Source organism: Comamonas sp. A7-5, assembly GCF_039581385.1.
GTDB classification, from domain to species: Bacteria; Pseudomonadota; Gammaproteobacteria; order Burkholderiales; family Burkholderiaceae_C; genus Comamonas; species Comamonas thiooxydans.
The window spans coordinates 107,085-121,478 of the sequence record NZ_JBCPWO010000004.1 but is presented as its reverse complement, the minus strand read 5'-3'; the positions used below and the strand labels follow the sequence as shown (position 1 = coordinate 121,478).

Genomic DNA, 14,394 nt, shown 5'->3' with positions numbered 1-14,394 from the left:
AAACCTTTGTCCATCTTGAGTCATGGGGCCTGTGTTGGAGGCGCAATGATGCGCAACTGCTCGCTCAGGCTTGCGCGGGAGAGCTCCCCCGTACGCGTGGACCGCAGGCGTCCGTTCGCGTCATAGAAATAGGTCGATGGCAGGGCGCGCTGCTGCCAGTGCTGACCGGCGAGCTGCTCTGGGTCCAGGAGCACCTGGGCTGGGGGGAGAGGCATGGACTGCAAATAGCGCAGCACTGCAGCGGCGTCTTCACCCTGGTTGATCCAGATGAAACGCACACCTGGATGGTCTTTTTGCGCTTGGGCCAGTACCGGCATCTCGCGCTTGCAGGGCGGGCACCAACTGGCCCAGAGGTTGATGACCAGCGGTTGACCGCCGTAGCTGCGCAGATTCGTGGGCTGAGCGGCAGCGCTGACCAGCGTCAGAGAGGGGAGTGAAGACTCTGAAGGCTCAACCCAATTTCGCAATGTGTAAGCTGCCATCAGGATGAATGCACCCACACCCAGGGACTGCAGCACGCCACGTTTCAGGAGTGCATGGCTGCGGCAGCTCCAGGCTGCCCAGAGAACCGCCACCAGCAGTCCGGCCCAAAGGTTCCAGCCACCGTCGCGAATATCCAGAATCTGCAGCACGCTGGCGGGAGATGCGCTCACGGGCCCCCAGTACTCGGGCCACCATTGCACGACGTAGGCCGTGCGCGCCGCTACCAGTCCGGCAAGCGTGGCGTGAAGCAGCACAGTCTCTACAGGCTGATTGCTTTGCCGCTGCCTGAGCCGCGCCCACCACTGGCTGGCAAACAATGCCAGAAATGCGGCAAGAGCCATGGTAGGCAGAGCGAGAGGGCCTATCCGCACACTGGCGGGCAAGGCCAGTGCCTGCAACAAGCCGGGTTGAGCTGCTTCGGTATTGCCTTCGCCAAGGGCTGGAGTCGGGGCATCCGCATTCCCGTCCATGCCTGCTTGAGCGGCGCTGATGCTCTGCTGCTGTACCGGGTAGCAGATGCCTATCTCGGCACAGCCCTGCCATTGCAGCTCCAGCGGCCATTGCGCCGGCCGTTCAGGCAGCGCGGCCTGAATGCGCAACTCCTGGTGAAAGACCTGCACACGGCCAAAGAAGGCATCGCTCAGGGTCCGACCTTCAGGGATCTGCAGTGGTATTGGCTGACCCTGAGCATCGAGCAGGCGCAACTGGTCGCGGTAGAGATAGTGACCAGGAGCAATATTCCAGCGCAGCTCCAGCAGGCGGCGGCCATCAGCCTCTGTTTGGATGGCGCTTTGCTCGGTGTGGACCAGCTCGAAAGCCTGTTCGGCAGTCAGAACTTCGGGTTGCGCAGCGGGCTTGTCGGCACTCAGGCCGGGCAGGGTCAGCGGCTGTGCCCAGGCAGTCATTCCCGTCAGCAGGACTGAAAGCAGAGCTAGGGCTGCGGCAGAGCGAAGAGACATGAAGGGTGGTGGCTGAGTGTCTTGGATGAGGCAGCCCCGCATCTTGGGCGCAAGGGATTAAGCAGGGGTTAACGCTGCGAAAAGACAAATCTGCGATGCTCGACCGCTTCGGATAAACAAGGTGCGTAACGGGTACTCACATCTCCGGATGTGATGGTGAGGGTGGCGGTTGCGCAGTGAAAAAATGCATGTGCTGTTAGTGGAAGATAACGCTTTGGTCGCCAGCGGGGTGAAGGCGGGCCTGCAGCTACAGGGCTTTGGCGTGGACGTGGTGGGTTGCGCCAGCCAGGCTGATGCGGCACTCAAATCCTCCCACTTCGATGTATGTGTGCTGGATCTGGGTCTGCCCGATGAGGACGGTCTGCATCTGCTGGCGCGGTGGCGCCGTCAGGGGCTGGAGCTGCCGGTGCTGGTGCTGACCGCACGTGATGCAGTGGACCAGCGCATCGAAGGCTTGCAGACCGGAGCTGACGACTATCTGGTCAAGCCCTTCGATCTGCACGAGCTGGCGGCGCGGCTGCATGCGCTGCTGCGACGGGCGGCGGGGCGTACCGTGGACTGGATTGTGCTGGGCGATGTCAAAGTGGATCTGGCCGCTGGCCAGGCCATACGGGAGGGCAGCATCGTGGACCTGTCGCGTCGTGAATGGGCGTTGCTGCGCGCGCTGCTGCAGTCGCCCGGGCGAGTGCTGAGCCTGGAGCAACTGCGCGACAGCCTCTATGGCTACAGCCTTGATGTGGAAAGCAACGCGGTCAATGTGCATGTGCACCATCTGCGTCGCAAGCTGGGCTCGGACATGGTGGAGACCGTGCGTGGTGTGGGCTTCAGATTAGGGCGCGTGCAGGGAGGCAGTTGCTGATGCGCAGCCTGCGGGTCCGTTTGCTGGTCTGGCTGTGTCTGGCGCTGTGCACTCTATGGGGCGGTGTGGCGGCATGGATGTTTGCCGACATGAGGCATGAGCTGCGTTCCGTGCTCGACGACCGGCTGATTGCATCGGCCCGCATGGTGGCGGGCATTGTTCACCAGTTCAAGCCGCACAACACCAGTCCCGAGGACTGGGGTCCCATGCTCAATGTGGTGGCACGTGATGGTGTGGCTTGCGAGGTCAGCATGATTCGCAGCGAAGTGCATACCGCACCTACACATGATGCTATGGATGCAGATGCTGTGTCGGACGAGGCGAGCGGCAAGGCGGCTCGCCCAGCCCTGATTCCGGCATCTCCGCTGGATGCACCGCGCGCCAAAACTGCAAAGACCGGCCGCGCCGAGGACTCCGCAGATACGGCCTCCGAGCAGGCGGCCGAGCCTACCGATTCTCAGGTGCTGGCTCGCACTGCGGGTGCGCCCAGCTTCCAGGGGCCGCTGCCGCTGGGCTTCTCGAGCATCACCAAAGGCGGCAAGCCCTGGCGTACCTATGTGCTTGAGGAGCATGGCGTGCGCATTGCCACGGCCGACCGCATCGATGTGCGCGAGGGGCTGATACATGGTTTCGCCTACACCATCATCCTGCCCTTTGTGCTGGCGCTGCTGGCCAGCATGGTGTTGATGTGGTGGGGGGTGACACGCGGCCTGCGCCCCCTTGAGTCGCTGCGCCAGGAGTTGAGCGAGCGTCCGCCCGGAGACGATTCGCCCGTGGCGCAAGGCAGGCAGGTCAAGGAGCTGGCGCCACTGGTGCAGACCATCAATCACCTGCTGCAGCGCGTGCACAAAGCCATTGAGCGCGAACGTCGCTGGAGCGACGATGCCGCCCATGAGCTGCGCACTCCGCTGACTGCCGTCAAAACCCATGTACAGGTGGCGCAGATGGCGGTGGCCAATGCGGGGTCTCAGATGGTCGCTTTGAGGGATCAGCCCGGCACTGGCAAAGAGGATGCTGTGCCCAGGCCGATTTCGGAGACCGCACAGTGGCAGATGACCCGGCAGGCGCTGGAGCAAGCGGGGGAGGGCGTGGAGCATTTGCAGCACACGCTGGAGCAATTGCTGCTCTTGGCCCGGCTGGATTGTCAGCCGGTGGGCGAAGGTGCAGGAGGCTCTCGTGCCATGGCCTGCGGTAGCGAGCCCGCCTGTGCGTGGGAGGCTCTGGAAAAAGCCTGGGGATTGGCCGCCACGGCCATTCCTTCAGGCTCGCTGCGCTTGCGCTGGTTGCCTCGGCAAGCCCTGAATGACGCCAGGCTGCAGGACTTGCGTGTGGCCGTGCCTCAGCCCCTGCTGGTGTCGGCATTGCGCAATCTGATGGAAAACGCCTTGCGCTATGGGCAGCAGGCAAGTGGCGAGCCGGACGACTCTGCGGTGCTGCTCGGCCTGCGCCACATTCCGCAGCTGGCGCAGGTCGGCGGCGACAAGCCACAGACGATGCCTGTCAATCCTGCCGGTTATGTGGAGTTCACAGTGATTGACCATGGGCCCGGGCTGAGTAGCGAGGACTGTGCCGTGGCGACCCAGCGCTTCTGGCGCAAGCAGCATCAGGCCCATGGCAGCGGTCTGGGGCTGGCGATAGTGCAGCGCATTGCACAGTGCAGCGACGGTGAGCTGGAGCTGCTGCCCTTGGCCCAGTGGCAGCAGCATAAGGGCTATGCATTCGAGCAGGTGCACAACGGCCTGGCGCCAGAAGCGGCGACAGGGCTGGTGGTGCGTTTATGCCTGCCGGTGAAATCCTGTGCTGCGCCGCCTGATTACTGATTAGTCAGATTGGGGGGCCAATTGTTTGCAGCATTAATTGGCTCTTAATCTTCTATAAGTATCTTCGGGCAATGTGCTTGCTGTCATTGGGCTGCTTTGGCTCGTGACATTCCAGGTCAGACGTCGGCGTTCAGCACACGCCTGATGTGCGGCAGATCTGAGCCGCTTAAACCTCCATTCCCAAGATGAATCGCTTGAACACAAAGACTCTGCCCCGGTCGTGGGTGGCTGTCGGCATTTCCATGCTGATGGCGACCAGCGCCTGGGCGCAAGAACCTGCTGCCGCCAAGGCTGCATTGAACGGCAATGTCGCTTCCGGTGCAAAGATCGCTCAGTCCGGCTCGGCCGGCGGTGCGGCTGCCTGCGTCACCTGCCATGGTGCCAAGGGCGAGGGCCAGCCTGGCTTCCCCGCACTGGCGGGTCAGCACGCCGGTTACCTGGAGCGTCAGCTGAACCAGCTGGCGGCCGGTGCCCGTCAGTCCGCTGTCATGGCTCCCATGGCCAAGGCCTTGAGCGAGCAGGAACGCGCCGATGTGGCCGTCTATTACGCCAGCCTGCAACTGCCTATCAAGAGCGTGCGTGGTGCCTTGCCCGGCAAGAGCGACGATAGCGGTGCCTGGTTGGTCGAGCGTGGTCGCTGGGCCGACGGCATTCCTGCCTGTGCGCAGTGCCATGGCCCCGGTGGCGTGGGCGTGGGCAAGGACTTTCCGGCTATCGGCCATCTATCTGCCGACTATATGCAAAGTCAGATCGATGCCTGGAACAAGGGGCAGCGCGAGGCCGGCCCACTGGGTCTGATGGGGGCTGTGGCCAAGAAGCTCACGGCTGATGACGTCAAGGCCGTTGCTGCGTACTACCAGCGCCTGCACAACCCCGCTGCTGCCGCAGCAACCGCCAAGCCTTAAGAGTTCGGGAGTTGACAATGTCGGACAAACAACAAACTGCTTCCAAAAGCTCCAATCTCGCTGAATACGCGGTGGTGGCCTGCCTGTTCGCCGGTCTGGGCGGCGCGCTCTGGTATGGCATGAGCATCAGCAGCCCCAAGAAGGCTGAAGAACCAGCCAAGGTGGCCGCGCCTGCTGCAGACGCCAAGGCCGTGACAGTGGCAGCCAAGCCCGGTGAATTCACACCTCCCGGCGTCAGCGACTATCCGGAAGGCCCCATGGGCGAGTGGGTGCGCCGTGGCGAAGCGATCTTCACACGCACGCCGGTCAATGCCGTAGGCTTCTCGGGCAACCCGCTGAGCTGCACCAATTGCCACCTCGACGCAGGTCGTTTGAAGGGCGCAGCCCCCATGTGGGGGGCCTACCCCATGTACCCGGCCTATCGCAAGAAGACCGACCATGTGGACACCTTTGCCGAGCGCGTGCGCGGCTGCTTCATGTACTCCATGAACGGCAAGGCACCGGACGACGGTCATGACGTTCTGGTGGCACTGGAGTCCTATGCCTACTGGATGGCACAGAAGGCTCCCACGGGCGAGAAGCTGCCCGGTGCAGGTTTCAAGAAGGCGGGCAAGCCCGAAGAGACTCCCACCTATGAAGCCGGTGCCAAGGTTTATGAAGCCAAGTGCGCGCTATGCCACGCTGCAGACGGCAAGGGCCAGTTTGTCGGCGATGTGGCCGTGTTCCCGCCGCTGTGGGGCAAGGACTCCTATAACTGGGGGGCCGGCATGCATGACATCGACAAGGCGGCCAACTTCATCAAGAACAACATGCCCTACGGCAATGCAACGCTGAGCGATCAGGAAGCCTGGGATGTGGCGACCTTCATCAACAGCCAGGAGCGTGGCCAGGATCCGCGCTTCAACGGCAATCTGCAGGCCACGGCCGAAAAGCACCATGGAAAGTACTCCATGTACGGCAAGGAAGTGAACGGCAAGCTGCTCAAGGGTCTGTAAATGGACGCTTGATTAGGTCTGCCGGATGCAGGCTCAAGGCCAGCCCTGTAGCCGGGGCCGGCCTTTTTTGGTGATCGGGGTGATCAGAGTGGGTGTCCGGCCAAGCCGCCGTTGAGCCGTCGGCGGTACGTTGCGTCCTGGTCACGGAGCCCGGGGTTTGGCTGGGCTGCACAAGATCCATTCAATCCGCACTCAAACCTAGACTCGGAAAGCACGGGAAGATCACTTTCCGACAGGCGTAGAAAAGCCCGGCGAGCCGGGCTTTTGCAATGGCAGGGCTTGAAAGATCAGGCCATGAACAGGTAGTGATCCACGAGCAGGGCGAGAAACAGCAGGCTCAGGTGAAGCAGTGAAAAACGGAAGGTGCGGCGCGACAGCTCGTCCGAGTAATTGCGGTACAGGGCCACGGCATAGGCGATGAAGCCTGCACCCAGAACGACAGCCGCGAACAGATACAGCCAGCTGCTCATGCCGTACATGAAGGGCAGCAGACCGGCCGCAAACAGCACAACGGTGTAGAGCAGAATCTGCAGGCGCGTGTATTCGCTGCCATGGGTCACGGGCAGCATGGGCAGGCCGGATTGGCGGTAGTCCTCCACGCGGTACAGGGCCAGTGCCCAGAAGTGGGGCGGAGTCCAGAGGAAGATGATGAGGAACAGAATCAGCGCCTCGGGGCCGACATTGCCCGTCATGGCGGCCCAGCCCAGCACGGGTGGCATGGCGCCTGAAGCTCCGCCGATCACGATGTTCTGTGGCGTGGCGGGCTTGAGAACCACGGTGTAGATCACCGCATAGCCGACAAAGGTGGCCAGTGTCAGCCACATCGTCAGCGCATTGGTCCAGACCAGCAAGATCGTGGCGCCAATCATGCAGAGAATGGCCGAGAAGGCCAGTGCCTGCTGACTGGAGAGCTCGCCGCGCGCCGTGGGGCGCCATGATGTGCGCTTCATCTTGGCATCGATATGACGCTCCACCAGGCAGTTGAAGGCCGCAGCGGCAGCCGCCACCAGCCAGATGCCGACGCAGGCGACGCCCATATGGATCCACTGATTGGCCGTGGGCCAGCCGGGTACGGCCAGCACCATGCCGATCAGGGCGCAGAACACGATGAGCTGCACCACGCGCGGCTTGGTCAGCGCGTAGAACTGGCTGATTCGCGAGGTGTTGTTCAACAAGGCTTCACTTTGACTCATGCAATCACTCTTTTGCGCTATGCCTCAGGCAGGGCGGTGCGCCATTTCAGGGTCGGGGGCGGTGACGGCATGGTTACGCGTCACGGCCAGGCTCCAGACCACAATCGTTACCAGGGCCGCAGCTCCACCGGTGTGGAGCACGGCCGCCACCAGGGGCCAGTCCAACACCACATTGGACAGACCCGTCAGAACTTGCAGCACCGCAAAAAATCCCAGCAGCCGGCGCTGCCTGGCCAGTGCAGGGGCATGACGCAATGCCCACCACAGGCTGGCCAGTGCCAGAACCACCACATAGGCTGCCAGCCTGTGGGTGTAGTGGATCGCGGTCAGCGCTTCGAAGCTGATGTGGCTGCCGTCCTTGAGCATGCCCAGCGGGCGCCAGATCTGCAGCGCTTCGGCGAAATTCATGGCCGGCCACCAACTGCCCTGACAGCCGGGGAAGCTCGTGCAGGCCAGCACGGCGTAATTGGTGCTGACCCAGCCGCCCAGGCTGACCTGGACGATGAGCAGCGCCAGACACAGCCATAGCGCGATGCGCAAGCGTCCGGCAATCGGGGCCGCAGAGCGACCGGCCTGCTGCTGGCTCAGTCCCGATGCAGGAATGGCCAGCAAGGCCAGCAAGCCGGTACCGCCCAGCAGATGCAGGGTGACGATGGCCGGAAACAGCTTCATGGTGACCGTCAAGGCGCCGAAAGCGCCCTGTATGCAGACCCATACCAGAGCCAGAGTCGGCCACCAGGGGTTGGCCGCGCCGCTGAAAGACGCGTGCTGACCCTTGCGTCTGGCGGCCCGCGCCTGCTTCCAGCTCATGACCGTCATGGCAATGATGAGCACGCCGACCGTGGTCGCCAGATAGCGGTGAATCATTTCCACCCAGGCCTTGCCATGGGTGACAGGGCCGGTCGGCATGGCGGCTTGCGCCTCGGAGATCTGGGCATGTGCAGCGATAGGGCTGGCCGTGCCATAGCAGCCAGGCCAATCAGGGCAGCCCAGGCCCGAGTCCGTCAGCCGTGTGAAGGCGCCGAACAAGACCAGATCGAAGGTCAGGAACAGCGTCAGCACGCAAAGGGCCTGCAGACGTTTGCCGGGGCCGGTGCCGCGACTGCGCCACCAGACCCAGCATAAAGGTCCCAGGGCCAGCGCCAGGCCAAAAGCCATCAACTCCAGTGCAGGAGCCAGGTCATATAGCTGTTGCTCTGTCATGCCATTGCTCCGTGGGCCATCTTCCATCCCCCAGCGGCCTGCACTTCAGACAGGGCAGGGCAGTCAGCGGGCAGGAAAAAATCGCAGAAGCAAAGCGGCATGATTCGGCAGGGGCGGTCAGTACTTGGCCAGTATTTACAGAAATTATTGAAGATCTTGGTCAAGCGCAAAACGAGAGCAACCTGCTTGCCCGTAGCGAGACTTGCGTGCTCCAGGACCAGGACTTTGCTCGACGCTTGGAGCAGCAGTTGAATGCAGGCTCTTTGATCCCGCACAATTTTACCCATGTGATTTGAGGCTAGGCAGTCGTGACCGGAGTGTCCCTAACAACGAGGAAGAAAGGCTGGTCCTCAAAACCCTACTTTCGGGGAAACTCCGAGGCAAAAAATTGCCAAAATGCTCCGATTTTGAACGGAGGCTACACAGCCTTGATGTACGATAGCCCAAGCTCGCAGCCTGGAACTGTGAGTGTGTCGAAGACAGCTGCAGTCGTGGCTTCGTCGCAGACGCGGGTGTCGTTCAATGGTAGGACTCTTGCTTCCCAAGCAAATAACGTGGGTTCGATTCCCATCACCCGCTCCACTCCAGCCTTCCAGGGATTTCCACTAACGTCCGTGGAGCACTGCAAGTCATTGAAAACAAACTGTTTTTCTTCTGACTCAATCCAGTGACTCCACCGAAATCCAAGCCAAGCCAAGCCAAGCCAAGACTTTTTAGTCCATTATTTAGTCCATCTTTAGGACTGCGCGACTTTCGGATTGTTGCAGGGAGAGCGGATTGATCGTGATCAGCATCTGGTTCCTGACCCAGGTTCAGGAACTGGAACATGGCACTGTCCGATCTCGCCGTCCGCAAAGCCAAAGCCACCGGCAAGGCATACACCCTTTCCGATTTGGATGGACTCTCACTGGCTGTAGCCCCTGGCGGGGGCAAATCCTGGCATTTCCGCTATCAGTGGTTCGGCAGGCAAAGGCGGATGTCGCTGGGGTGCTACCCAGAGGTCTCTCTGCGAGACGCCCGGATCCTTCGGGATGAAGCCCGCGCCCTGTTGGCCAAGAGCACCAACCCTCACGCTCATCGCAAGCACAAGCGTGCCACTGCCTGACTGACCAACTTCAAGGCGGTCTTCCTAAAATGGCTCGTCCACCGGGGCCTGTCCTGCGACGAGGGGCGCCAGACCAGCCAGTCCCTGATCCCGCGCATCTTCGCCAACGACGTGCTACCCCTCCAGGGAAAGCGGTCCATCTACGAAATCAGGCGTGTGGACCGGCTTGAGGTCATCGGCAACATCGAGCGACGCAAGGCGCTTTCGGTCGCCGAGAAAGTCCGGACTTGGTTCAACCAGATGTTCCGCTATTCCCTGGTGGTCGTACCCGGCCTTGAGCAGAATCCTGCCTCTGACTTGGATGTGGTGGCCCAGCCACTGCCGCCAGTCAACCGCAACCCGTTCCTGCGCATGGCCGAACTGCCGAAGTACCTGCAGCGCGTACGCAGGTACCGTCGCCGGCTGCAAACGCATTGGGACTGCGGTTGCTGATGCTGACCGGCGTGCGCACCGGTGAGCTGCGCCAAGCCACCCCCGACCAGTTCAGCCTGGACCAGGGCCAGCGGTTCATGCCATCGACACCCTGTGACAGCAGATGCGCGCGCAGTTTGTCGGCCACAGTCTTGCTTACAAGCCACAGTGCATCTTGAGTCAGCCATGCGTCGGCCGGCCCTGCCGATTGGGCGGTGCGTGATGCCTCCATAAATGGAACGTCACCCGGCAAGCCGGAAGGCATCTGCCATGCGGTCCTGCTCCCACGCTGATAGGCCTAGGCCCTGAGCCAGGGCTCGCCATTGACCGACGATGTCTCGAAAATCCTCAATGATCTCGTTTGCCTCATGAAGGTTCAGCCGGAAGTAACCGGCAACCTCCCGAGCCAATTCAAGATCGAGAGCGTTATCCGCTTCGGTAATGTTGAGCTTGAGGCCGTCTGCATGAGAGACGGGGTTCATGTCGTAGGCTTGTGAAAGCTTCCAACCAGCGCCCGGCACCAGGATGAAGCCATGGTTGCGAAGGTGGTCGTCAGTGTTGGAGACCAGGATGTTGAAGACGATTCGCGACCATAGTTCGCGCAGATCCTCATTGGGCTGCGAGCCCTGATTCATCAGTACCTCCGCGAGCTCCAGGTAGCTCACCCCTGTCGAGGCATCGTCGCCATCGCTGTGTCCAGTCATGGTCATCGCCGAGGCAAAATGTAGCCGGCGCCCCGCATCGGTACGATCAAAGCGGCGCACCATGAAACAGTGGTAGTCGCTGGCAAACTTCCGAGCTTGCGCCGGAGCGACGTTGAGGCCGCAGCCGTTGGCCAAGGCATTGACCACCATCTCCCATCCACCGACATCGTAGGTATCCCGCGTGCTTGGGAACTTGGCGATGTAAAGATGCCCCGCATCGTCCGCAACGCTCGCCTTGGGCCTGGCACCGCCGAGCGAGCCCCCTGGCGCGATGAGCATGCGCAACCAGTCCTGGCCCTGGGCAGCGACGTTGTCGGGGTCCAGCTCAAGCGCGCGACTGGCCTGCTCCAGGGCGCGAATTTCAGTAAAAGGCGGGGCCGCGACGTTGACTCGGTCATCGAGAAAGTCTCCAGCATCCTCGAGGCGGTACCGCAGCGCGCCCACTCGATAGAGGTCATGCACCCCGAGCAGGAAATCCGATTCGTAGAGACGAGCTCCCGCAGGCACCAAGCCTGCCCGCTTGTCACGCTCGAATCTTCGCCCCATCAGGAGGCGCCCCCAACAGTCAGGGCTGGAGTCATCGAAAACCCCGAATTTTTCCCTGGGTGGGGCGGGGTACTGCGGACCGCCAAAGGGCTGAATGCTCGGGTCCAACTGCAGCCCGGCCAGGAGAGGATCGGCGAGCGCGGCATCGTCGTATTCGAACTCGAATCGCTCAGTCGCTCTGGTCCTACGGCTGTGCAAGAAGCCAAGTCGTCGGGGGCTCGGCAGTCCATCCCAGTCCGCATATACAGCGATCATGCTCATGACGGTGCGTTCCCTTTACGCTTCGGCTTCCGAAGCAAAGAGGCCAAACTGTGCGTGCTCGCGGCGTCGATGAACGCCCCCGTTTCCCCTTCGACTTTCTTCCACGTGCCTTCAGCCACCGGCTTGTCGCCATTCGCTTCCACTCTCTTTGCCTGAGCTGGAGAGGAACTGAGCGGCGCACGGGCTATCGGCTCCGGACCGCGAACGGTCTTCGAGGCAGCCCCTTGGCGGTTACGTACAACGTCATTCCTTATCAAGCGAGCGTCCTGGAGCTGTCGGCCAAGGTCATCCGCAACTGCAAGTTTCGCTAGGTCGCCGGCCAATCCAAGAACTTGCATGACAGACAGGTACGCACCAATCGTGACGCCGGATCCGCCACTCTCCAGCGAACGCAGAGTCATGGGAGACATCCCCGCGCGTTCGGCGACTTGTTTGGCGGTCAACTTTCGGCGCAGACGCGCAAGCCTGAGCCGCTCACCGAATTCGATGAGAAGCTTGTTTGTCGCCGGCAAGAGTGGGGCTGTCTTCTTGGCCATAGCTAATATTCCATCTCTTTTAACCAAAAACAGCCAAAATAATAGCACTTTTAAGGCTGGGAACCAACGTGAGATGCTGCTGGATCACCTCCCAGCAAGGCTTTGAGTGATAATATTTCATGCTTTCTATGAAAAAATAGCCACAATATTTACACTTTAGATCGCGAGCAAAATCGGCCTCCGTTAGAGTTTTTGAGCAGATTTCTGCCTACGTTGACGTTTTGCATCAAGAGTTAACGTTTTGGGCAGGCCAAGCAAATGCTCATTAGCTCTGGGCAGTCCGCTTCCTGGAGTCCGACCGAACCACACGGAACCGTTGGGGCACTGGCTATTGCCCGGCCTCCATCGGCCGGCATCGCCATAGTGAATGACCATACCGTCAGAACCTCGTGTCAAGAAGCGCTTAGCCATCCTTTCCCACCATGGGCAAGCTGCTTGTGCAGTCAATACCAACAGGATGCGCAGACCTGAGAAGAATCGAAACGCGATCAAGTTGACAACCGTGGGCGCAAAGTTGGTGTGCGCGTGGTCAATGATCTTCTCCACTTCCTCACAGTCGAACGGGTCGGGCGGTTCTCGCTCAGCAGTTTGTCGAGCACGGCCAGGTCCATAGCGGACCTGGGGGCCGACACATAGTTGTTGATGGTCTGCTCGCCCGCCAGTCGCACCAGTTCGCCGCGGTCTGAGGCAAGACTTCTTGGTGATTAAAAAAGCCCGCGTGTGCGGGCTGTTCCATTGATTGCATCCTTAATCTGGGCTTTCTTCGTTTAACGCTTCTTGAGCAATCTGTTCGGCTTCGTTCAGTAGCTCCTCTGTGCAGCCTTTGGCCATGAACATTTTTCGCTTGCTGATTGACAAAGCGCCATCGTTTTGCACGAGTAGTCTTGTGATCAGGTTCATGAGGTTGTTGTTCATGTCAATGGCTTTATTGAGCCGTGAATACACACGATCAAATCGGCCGAGGAAATGAACTTCTTCATGCAGGTCACGCTGGAGTGCCTCTTTGGCCATCTCCAGGCCAAACTGCACGCACTGTGTGGCGTCCCAGAAATGGTAGATCTCGGGTGAGCCCTCAAAGGCGCAGTCGTACTCCAGGTCTGAGACTTTGGCCACTGTCCATAGGTCGCGCGCGGGGGCAGAGAAGGACTTGAGGGCCCTCAGGTAGTGGCCTTCATGGCGTGCCATCGCTGTAGAGATGGGGAGTACCAGACCGTTGGGTAAATTGGCATTGCGGCAGGCAATTTTGTGGAACAAGAAACGCGATAGGCGACCGTTTCCGTCCATGAAGGGGTGGGCGAATACAAATCCAAAGCTGACCAGCGATCCCAGAACCAGTGGATGGATGCCGTTGTCTTTTTGGTTGGCCAGTGTGAGCAGGCCTTCCATTACGGGGAGGAGGTGCTCAGGTGCTGGCGGTACGTAGGTGATGCTGCTGTCGCGTCGCAGCCAGTTTTGCTGGTTGCGGTACTCCACTGCCTGATCCATGGCCGATTGCACGGTGAGATTTTGAAGCTCGACCAGATACTCTTCAGTGAGAAGGATCTCTTCATGAGCGCGAGCAAGAAGCTTGGCAAATGCTTCTGTGCGGTTGCCTGTAGGCGCTTCGCGCTCAATCGCGTATGAACCTTCGGTCTCGCTGAGATACGCCCAGCGCACCGCGCGCTCGACCATGTCGGGGTCCATGGATTGGATGAACTCGCGGGCCTGACCAAGGATATCTTCGGCCAGCAGAGCCTTGATTTCAGGTGTGAGTCTGACGGTGGGGCTGTACTGTATGGAACCTATGCCGTTGAAGTCCACGCGCCATCGGGTGTATTTGCTCGATGGGCCGGTGAGAAATAGATTGGGGTCAAATAGCGGCTTGGTCGCACCTTTGGCTGGTGGTGCATTCAAAGTTTGCTGGTTGGCTATTTCCCAGAGGAAGCAGGCTTGCTGGAGATAGCTGCTGCTGGTGGCCTGTGAAAACTGCTCCACCAGTGGTACTGGGTCGATTTTTTTGAGGGCTAGTATCGCGGCTTGCAGATCCAGCTCTTCATGCTTGAGGGCGAAGAGCAGATGCTCCAATGCACTGGCATCGGAGGCAGGAGCGGCGTGTTCAGGTACTTGCACGCAGTCAGACAGTCGCACAAATTTCTGGACAGGGTAGACTTTGGCAGGTTGTGACGGCTCGAATGCCCCTGTGCTCAGGCGCTCACGTAGATGTGCATAACCAACTTTACGGTGATGTGCCATCTGCTCCTCGAGGAAAAAAGTTATTTGGCAAATGCTAAACAAAATTTTTCCAACTTCACTGAAGAAAAAATTACTTTCTTTGTCTTTTTGAGGATTTTTCTTATCTCTGATGCCTCTGCTTAGCTGCGAAGCAATTGTTCGCGGTCTGAGGTGTCGGTCATCAAGATTCCTTGGGAATCAAG

The 14,394-nt window shown here is 60.3% G+C and carries 11 protein-coding genes, 1 tRNA gene and 2 pseudogenes; 7 read left to right on the top strand and 7 right to left on the bottom strand.

All coding sequences use genetic code 11. The features are described 5' to 3' along the window. Positions 1-20: 20 nt before the first annotated feature. Entirely contained in the window at positions 21-1,388 is a 1,368-nt protein-coding gene (locus tag AAIL67_RS08620) for a prolipoprotein diacylglyceryl transferase family protein (RefSeq protein ID WP_343483786.1), read from the bottom strand. Positions 1,389-1,626: 238 nt separating this feature from the next. On the opposite strand from AAIL67_RS08620, the gene AAIL67_RS08615 reads away from it, so the two are divergent. From AAIL67_RS08615 to AAIL67_RS08600, 4 genes are all read left to right on the top strand, one after another. Then, positions 1,627-2,301, top strand: coding sequence for a response regulator (locus tag AAIL67_RS08615; RefSeq protein ID WP_003062385.1), 675 nt, complete (start codon positions 1,627-1,629; stop codon positions 2,299-2,301). Continuing rightward, positions 2,301-4,121: an ATP-binding protein gene (locus AAIL67_RS08610; protein ID WP_343483785.1), complete on the top strand. Its 1,821-nt coding sequence runs from the start codon at positions 2,301-2,303 to the stop codon at positions 4,119-4,121. The genes AAIL67_RS08615 and AAIL67_RS08610 overlap by 1 nt, the downstream gene beginning before the upstream one ends. Positions 4,122-4,306: 185 nt before the next feature. Continuing rightward, positions 4,307-5,026, top strand: coding sequence for a c-type cytochrome (locus AAIL67_RS08605; RefSeq protein WP_034361443.1), 720 nt, complete (start codon positions 4,307-4,309; stop codon positions 5,024-5,026). 17 nt (positions 5,027-5,043) lie between these two features. Continuing rightward, positions 5,044-6,021: a c-type cytochrome gene (locus AAIL67_RS08600; protein WP_003062380.1), complete on the top strand. Its 978-nt coding sequence runs from the start codon at positions 5,044-5,046 to the stop codon at positions 6,019-6,021. Positions 6,022-6,308: 287 nt separating this feature from the next. On the opposite strand, the gene cyoE is transcribed toward AAIL67_RS08600, so the two are convergent. Continuing rightward, positions 6,309-7,214, bottom strand: coding sequence for a heme o synthase (gene cyoE / locus AAIL67_RS08595; RefSeq protein ID WP_003062379.1), 906 nt, complete (start codon positions 7,212-7,214; stop codon positions 6,309-6,311). 24 nt (positions 7,215-7,238) lie between these two features. Continuing rightward, positions 7,239-8,417, bottom strand: coding sequence for a COX15/CtaA family protein (locus tag AAIL67_RS08590; protein ID WP_343483784.1), 1,179 nt, complete (start codon positions 8,415-8,417; stop codon positions 7,239-7,241). Positions 8,418-8,428: 11 nt separating this feature from the next. Between AAIL67_RS08590 and AAIL67_RS08585 the strand changes: the two genes are divergently transcribed. The 3 genes and pseudogenes from AAIL67_RS08585 to AAIL67_RS08575 form a co-directional block, all read left to right on the top strand. Beyond that, the gene (locus AAIL67_RS08585) at positions 8,429-8,713 is read left to right on the top strand and encodes a hypothetical protein (RefSeq protein ID WP_343483783.1); all 285 of its coding nucleotides are present in this window, start codon (positions 8,429-8,431) and stop codon (positions 8,711-8,713) included. Positions 8,714-8,925: 212 nt separating this feature from the next. Beyond that, positions 8,926-8,999 (top strand) — tRNA-Gly (locus AAIL67_RS08580). Positions 9,000-9,243: 244 nt separating this feature from the next. Next, positions 9,244-10,022 (top strand): annotated as a pseudogene (locus AAIL67_RS08575) (integrase family protein); the annotation flags it as partial. A gap of 8 nt (positions 10,023-10,030) precedes the next feature. Here the strand turns inward: AAIL67_RS08575 and AAIL67_RS08570 are convergent. From AAIL67_RS08570 to AAIL67_RS08555, 4 genes and pseudogenes are all read right to left on the bottom strand, one after another. Next, positions 10,031-10,186 (bottom strand): annotated as a pseudogene (locus tag AAIL67_RS08570) (TraI domain-containing protein); the annotation flags it as partial. Beyond that, positions 10,176-11,444, bottom strand: coding sequence for a HipA domain-containing protein (locus AAIL67_RS08565; protein ID WP_343483782.1), 1,269 nt, complete (start codon positions 11,442-11,444; stop codon positions 10,176-10,178). The gene AAIL67_RS08565 and the pseudogene AAIL67_RS08570, both read right to left, overlap by 11 nt. After that, on the bottom strand, positions 11,441-11,980 hold the full coding sequence (locus tag AAIL67_RS08560; protein ID WP_280042759.1) for a helix-turn-helix domain-containing protein: 540 nt from the start codon (positions 11,978-11,980) through the stop codon (positions 11,441-11,443). The genes AAIL67_RS08565 and AAIL67_RS08560 overlap by 4 nt, the downstream gene beginning before the upstream one ends. Before the next feature lie 747 nt (positions 11,981-12,727). Continuing rightward, a complete protein-coding gene (locus AAIL67_RS08555; protein ID WP_343483781.1) occupies positions 12,728-14,212 on the bottom strand; it encodes a Fic family protein in 1,485 nt (494 codons plus the stop codon). Positions 14,213-14,394 lie beyond the last annotated feature (182 nt).

What these genes read in the sequence shown, in the direction of transcription:
- AAIL67_RS08620 (WP_343483786.1), bottom strand. Translation starts at nt 1,388, where the DNA reads ATGACTGCCTGGGCACAGCCGCTGACCCTGCCCGGCCTGAGTGCCGAC.
- AAIL67_RS08615 (WP_003062385.1), top strand. Translation starts at nt 1,627, where the DNA reads ATGCATGTGCTGTTAGTGGAAGATAACGCTTTGGTCGCCAGCGGGGTG.
- AAIL67_RS08610 (WP_343483785.1), top strand. Translation starts at nt 2,301, where the DNA reads ATGCGCAGCCTGCGGGTCCGTTTGCTGGTCTGGCTGTGTCTGGCGCTG.
- AAIL67_RS08605 (WP_034361443.1), top strand. Translation starts at nt 4,307, where the DNA reads ATGAATCGCTTGAACACAAAGACTCTGCCCCGGTCGTGGGTGGCTGTC.
- AAIL67_RS08600 (WP_003062380.1), top strand. Translation starts at nt 5,044, where the DNA reads ATGTCGGACAAACAACAAACTGCTTCCAAAAGCTCCAATCTCGCTGAA.
- cyoE (WP_003062379.1), bottom strand. Translation starts at nt 7,214, where the DNA reads ATGAGTCAAAGTGAAGCCTTGTTGAACAACACCTCGCGAATCAGCCAG.
- AAIL67_RS08590 (WP_343483784.1), bottom strand. Translation starts at nt 8,417, where the DNA reads ATGACAGAGCAACAGCTATATGACCTGGCTCCTGCACTGGAGTTGATG.
- AAIL67_RS08565 (WP_343483782.1), bottom strand. Translation starts at nt 11,444, where the DNA reads ATGAGCATGATCGCTGTATATGCGGACTGGGATGGACTGCCGAGCCCC.
- AAIL67_RS08560 (WP_280042759.1), bottom strand. Translation starts at nt 11,980, where the DNA reads ATGGCCAAGAAGACAGCCCCACTCTTGCCGGCGACAAACAAGCTTCTC.
- AAIL67_RS08555 (WP_343483781.1), bottom strand. Translation starts at nt 14,212, where the DNA reads ATGGCACATCACCGTAAAGTTGGTTATGCACATCTACGTGAGCGCCTG.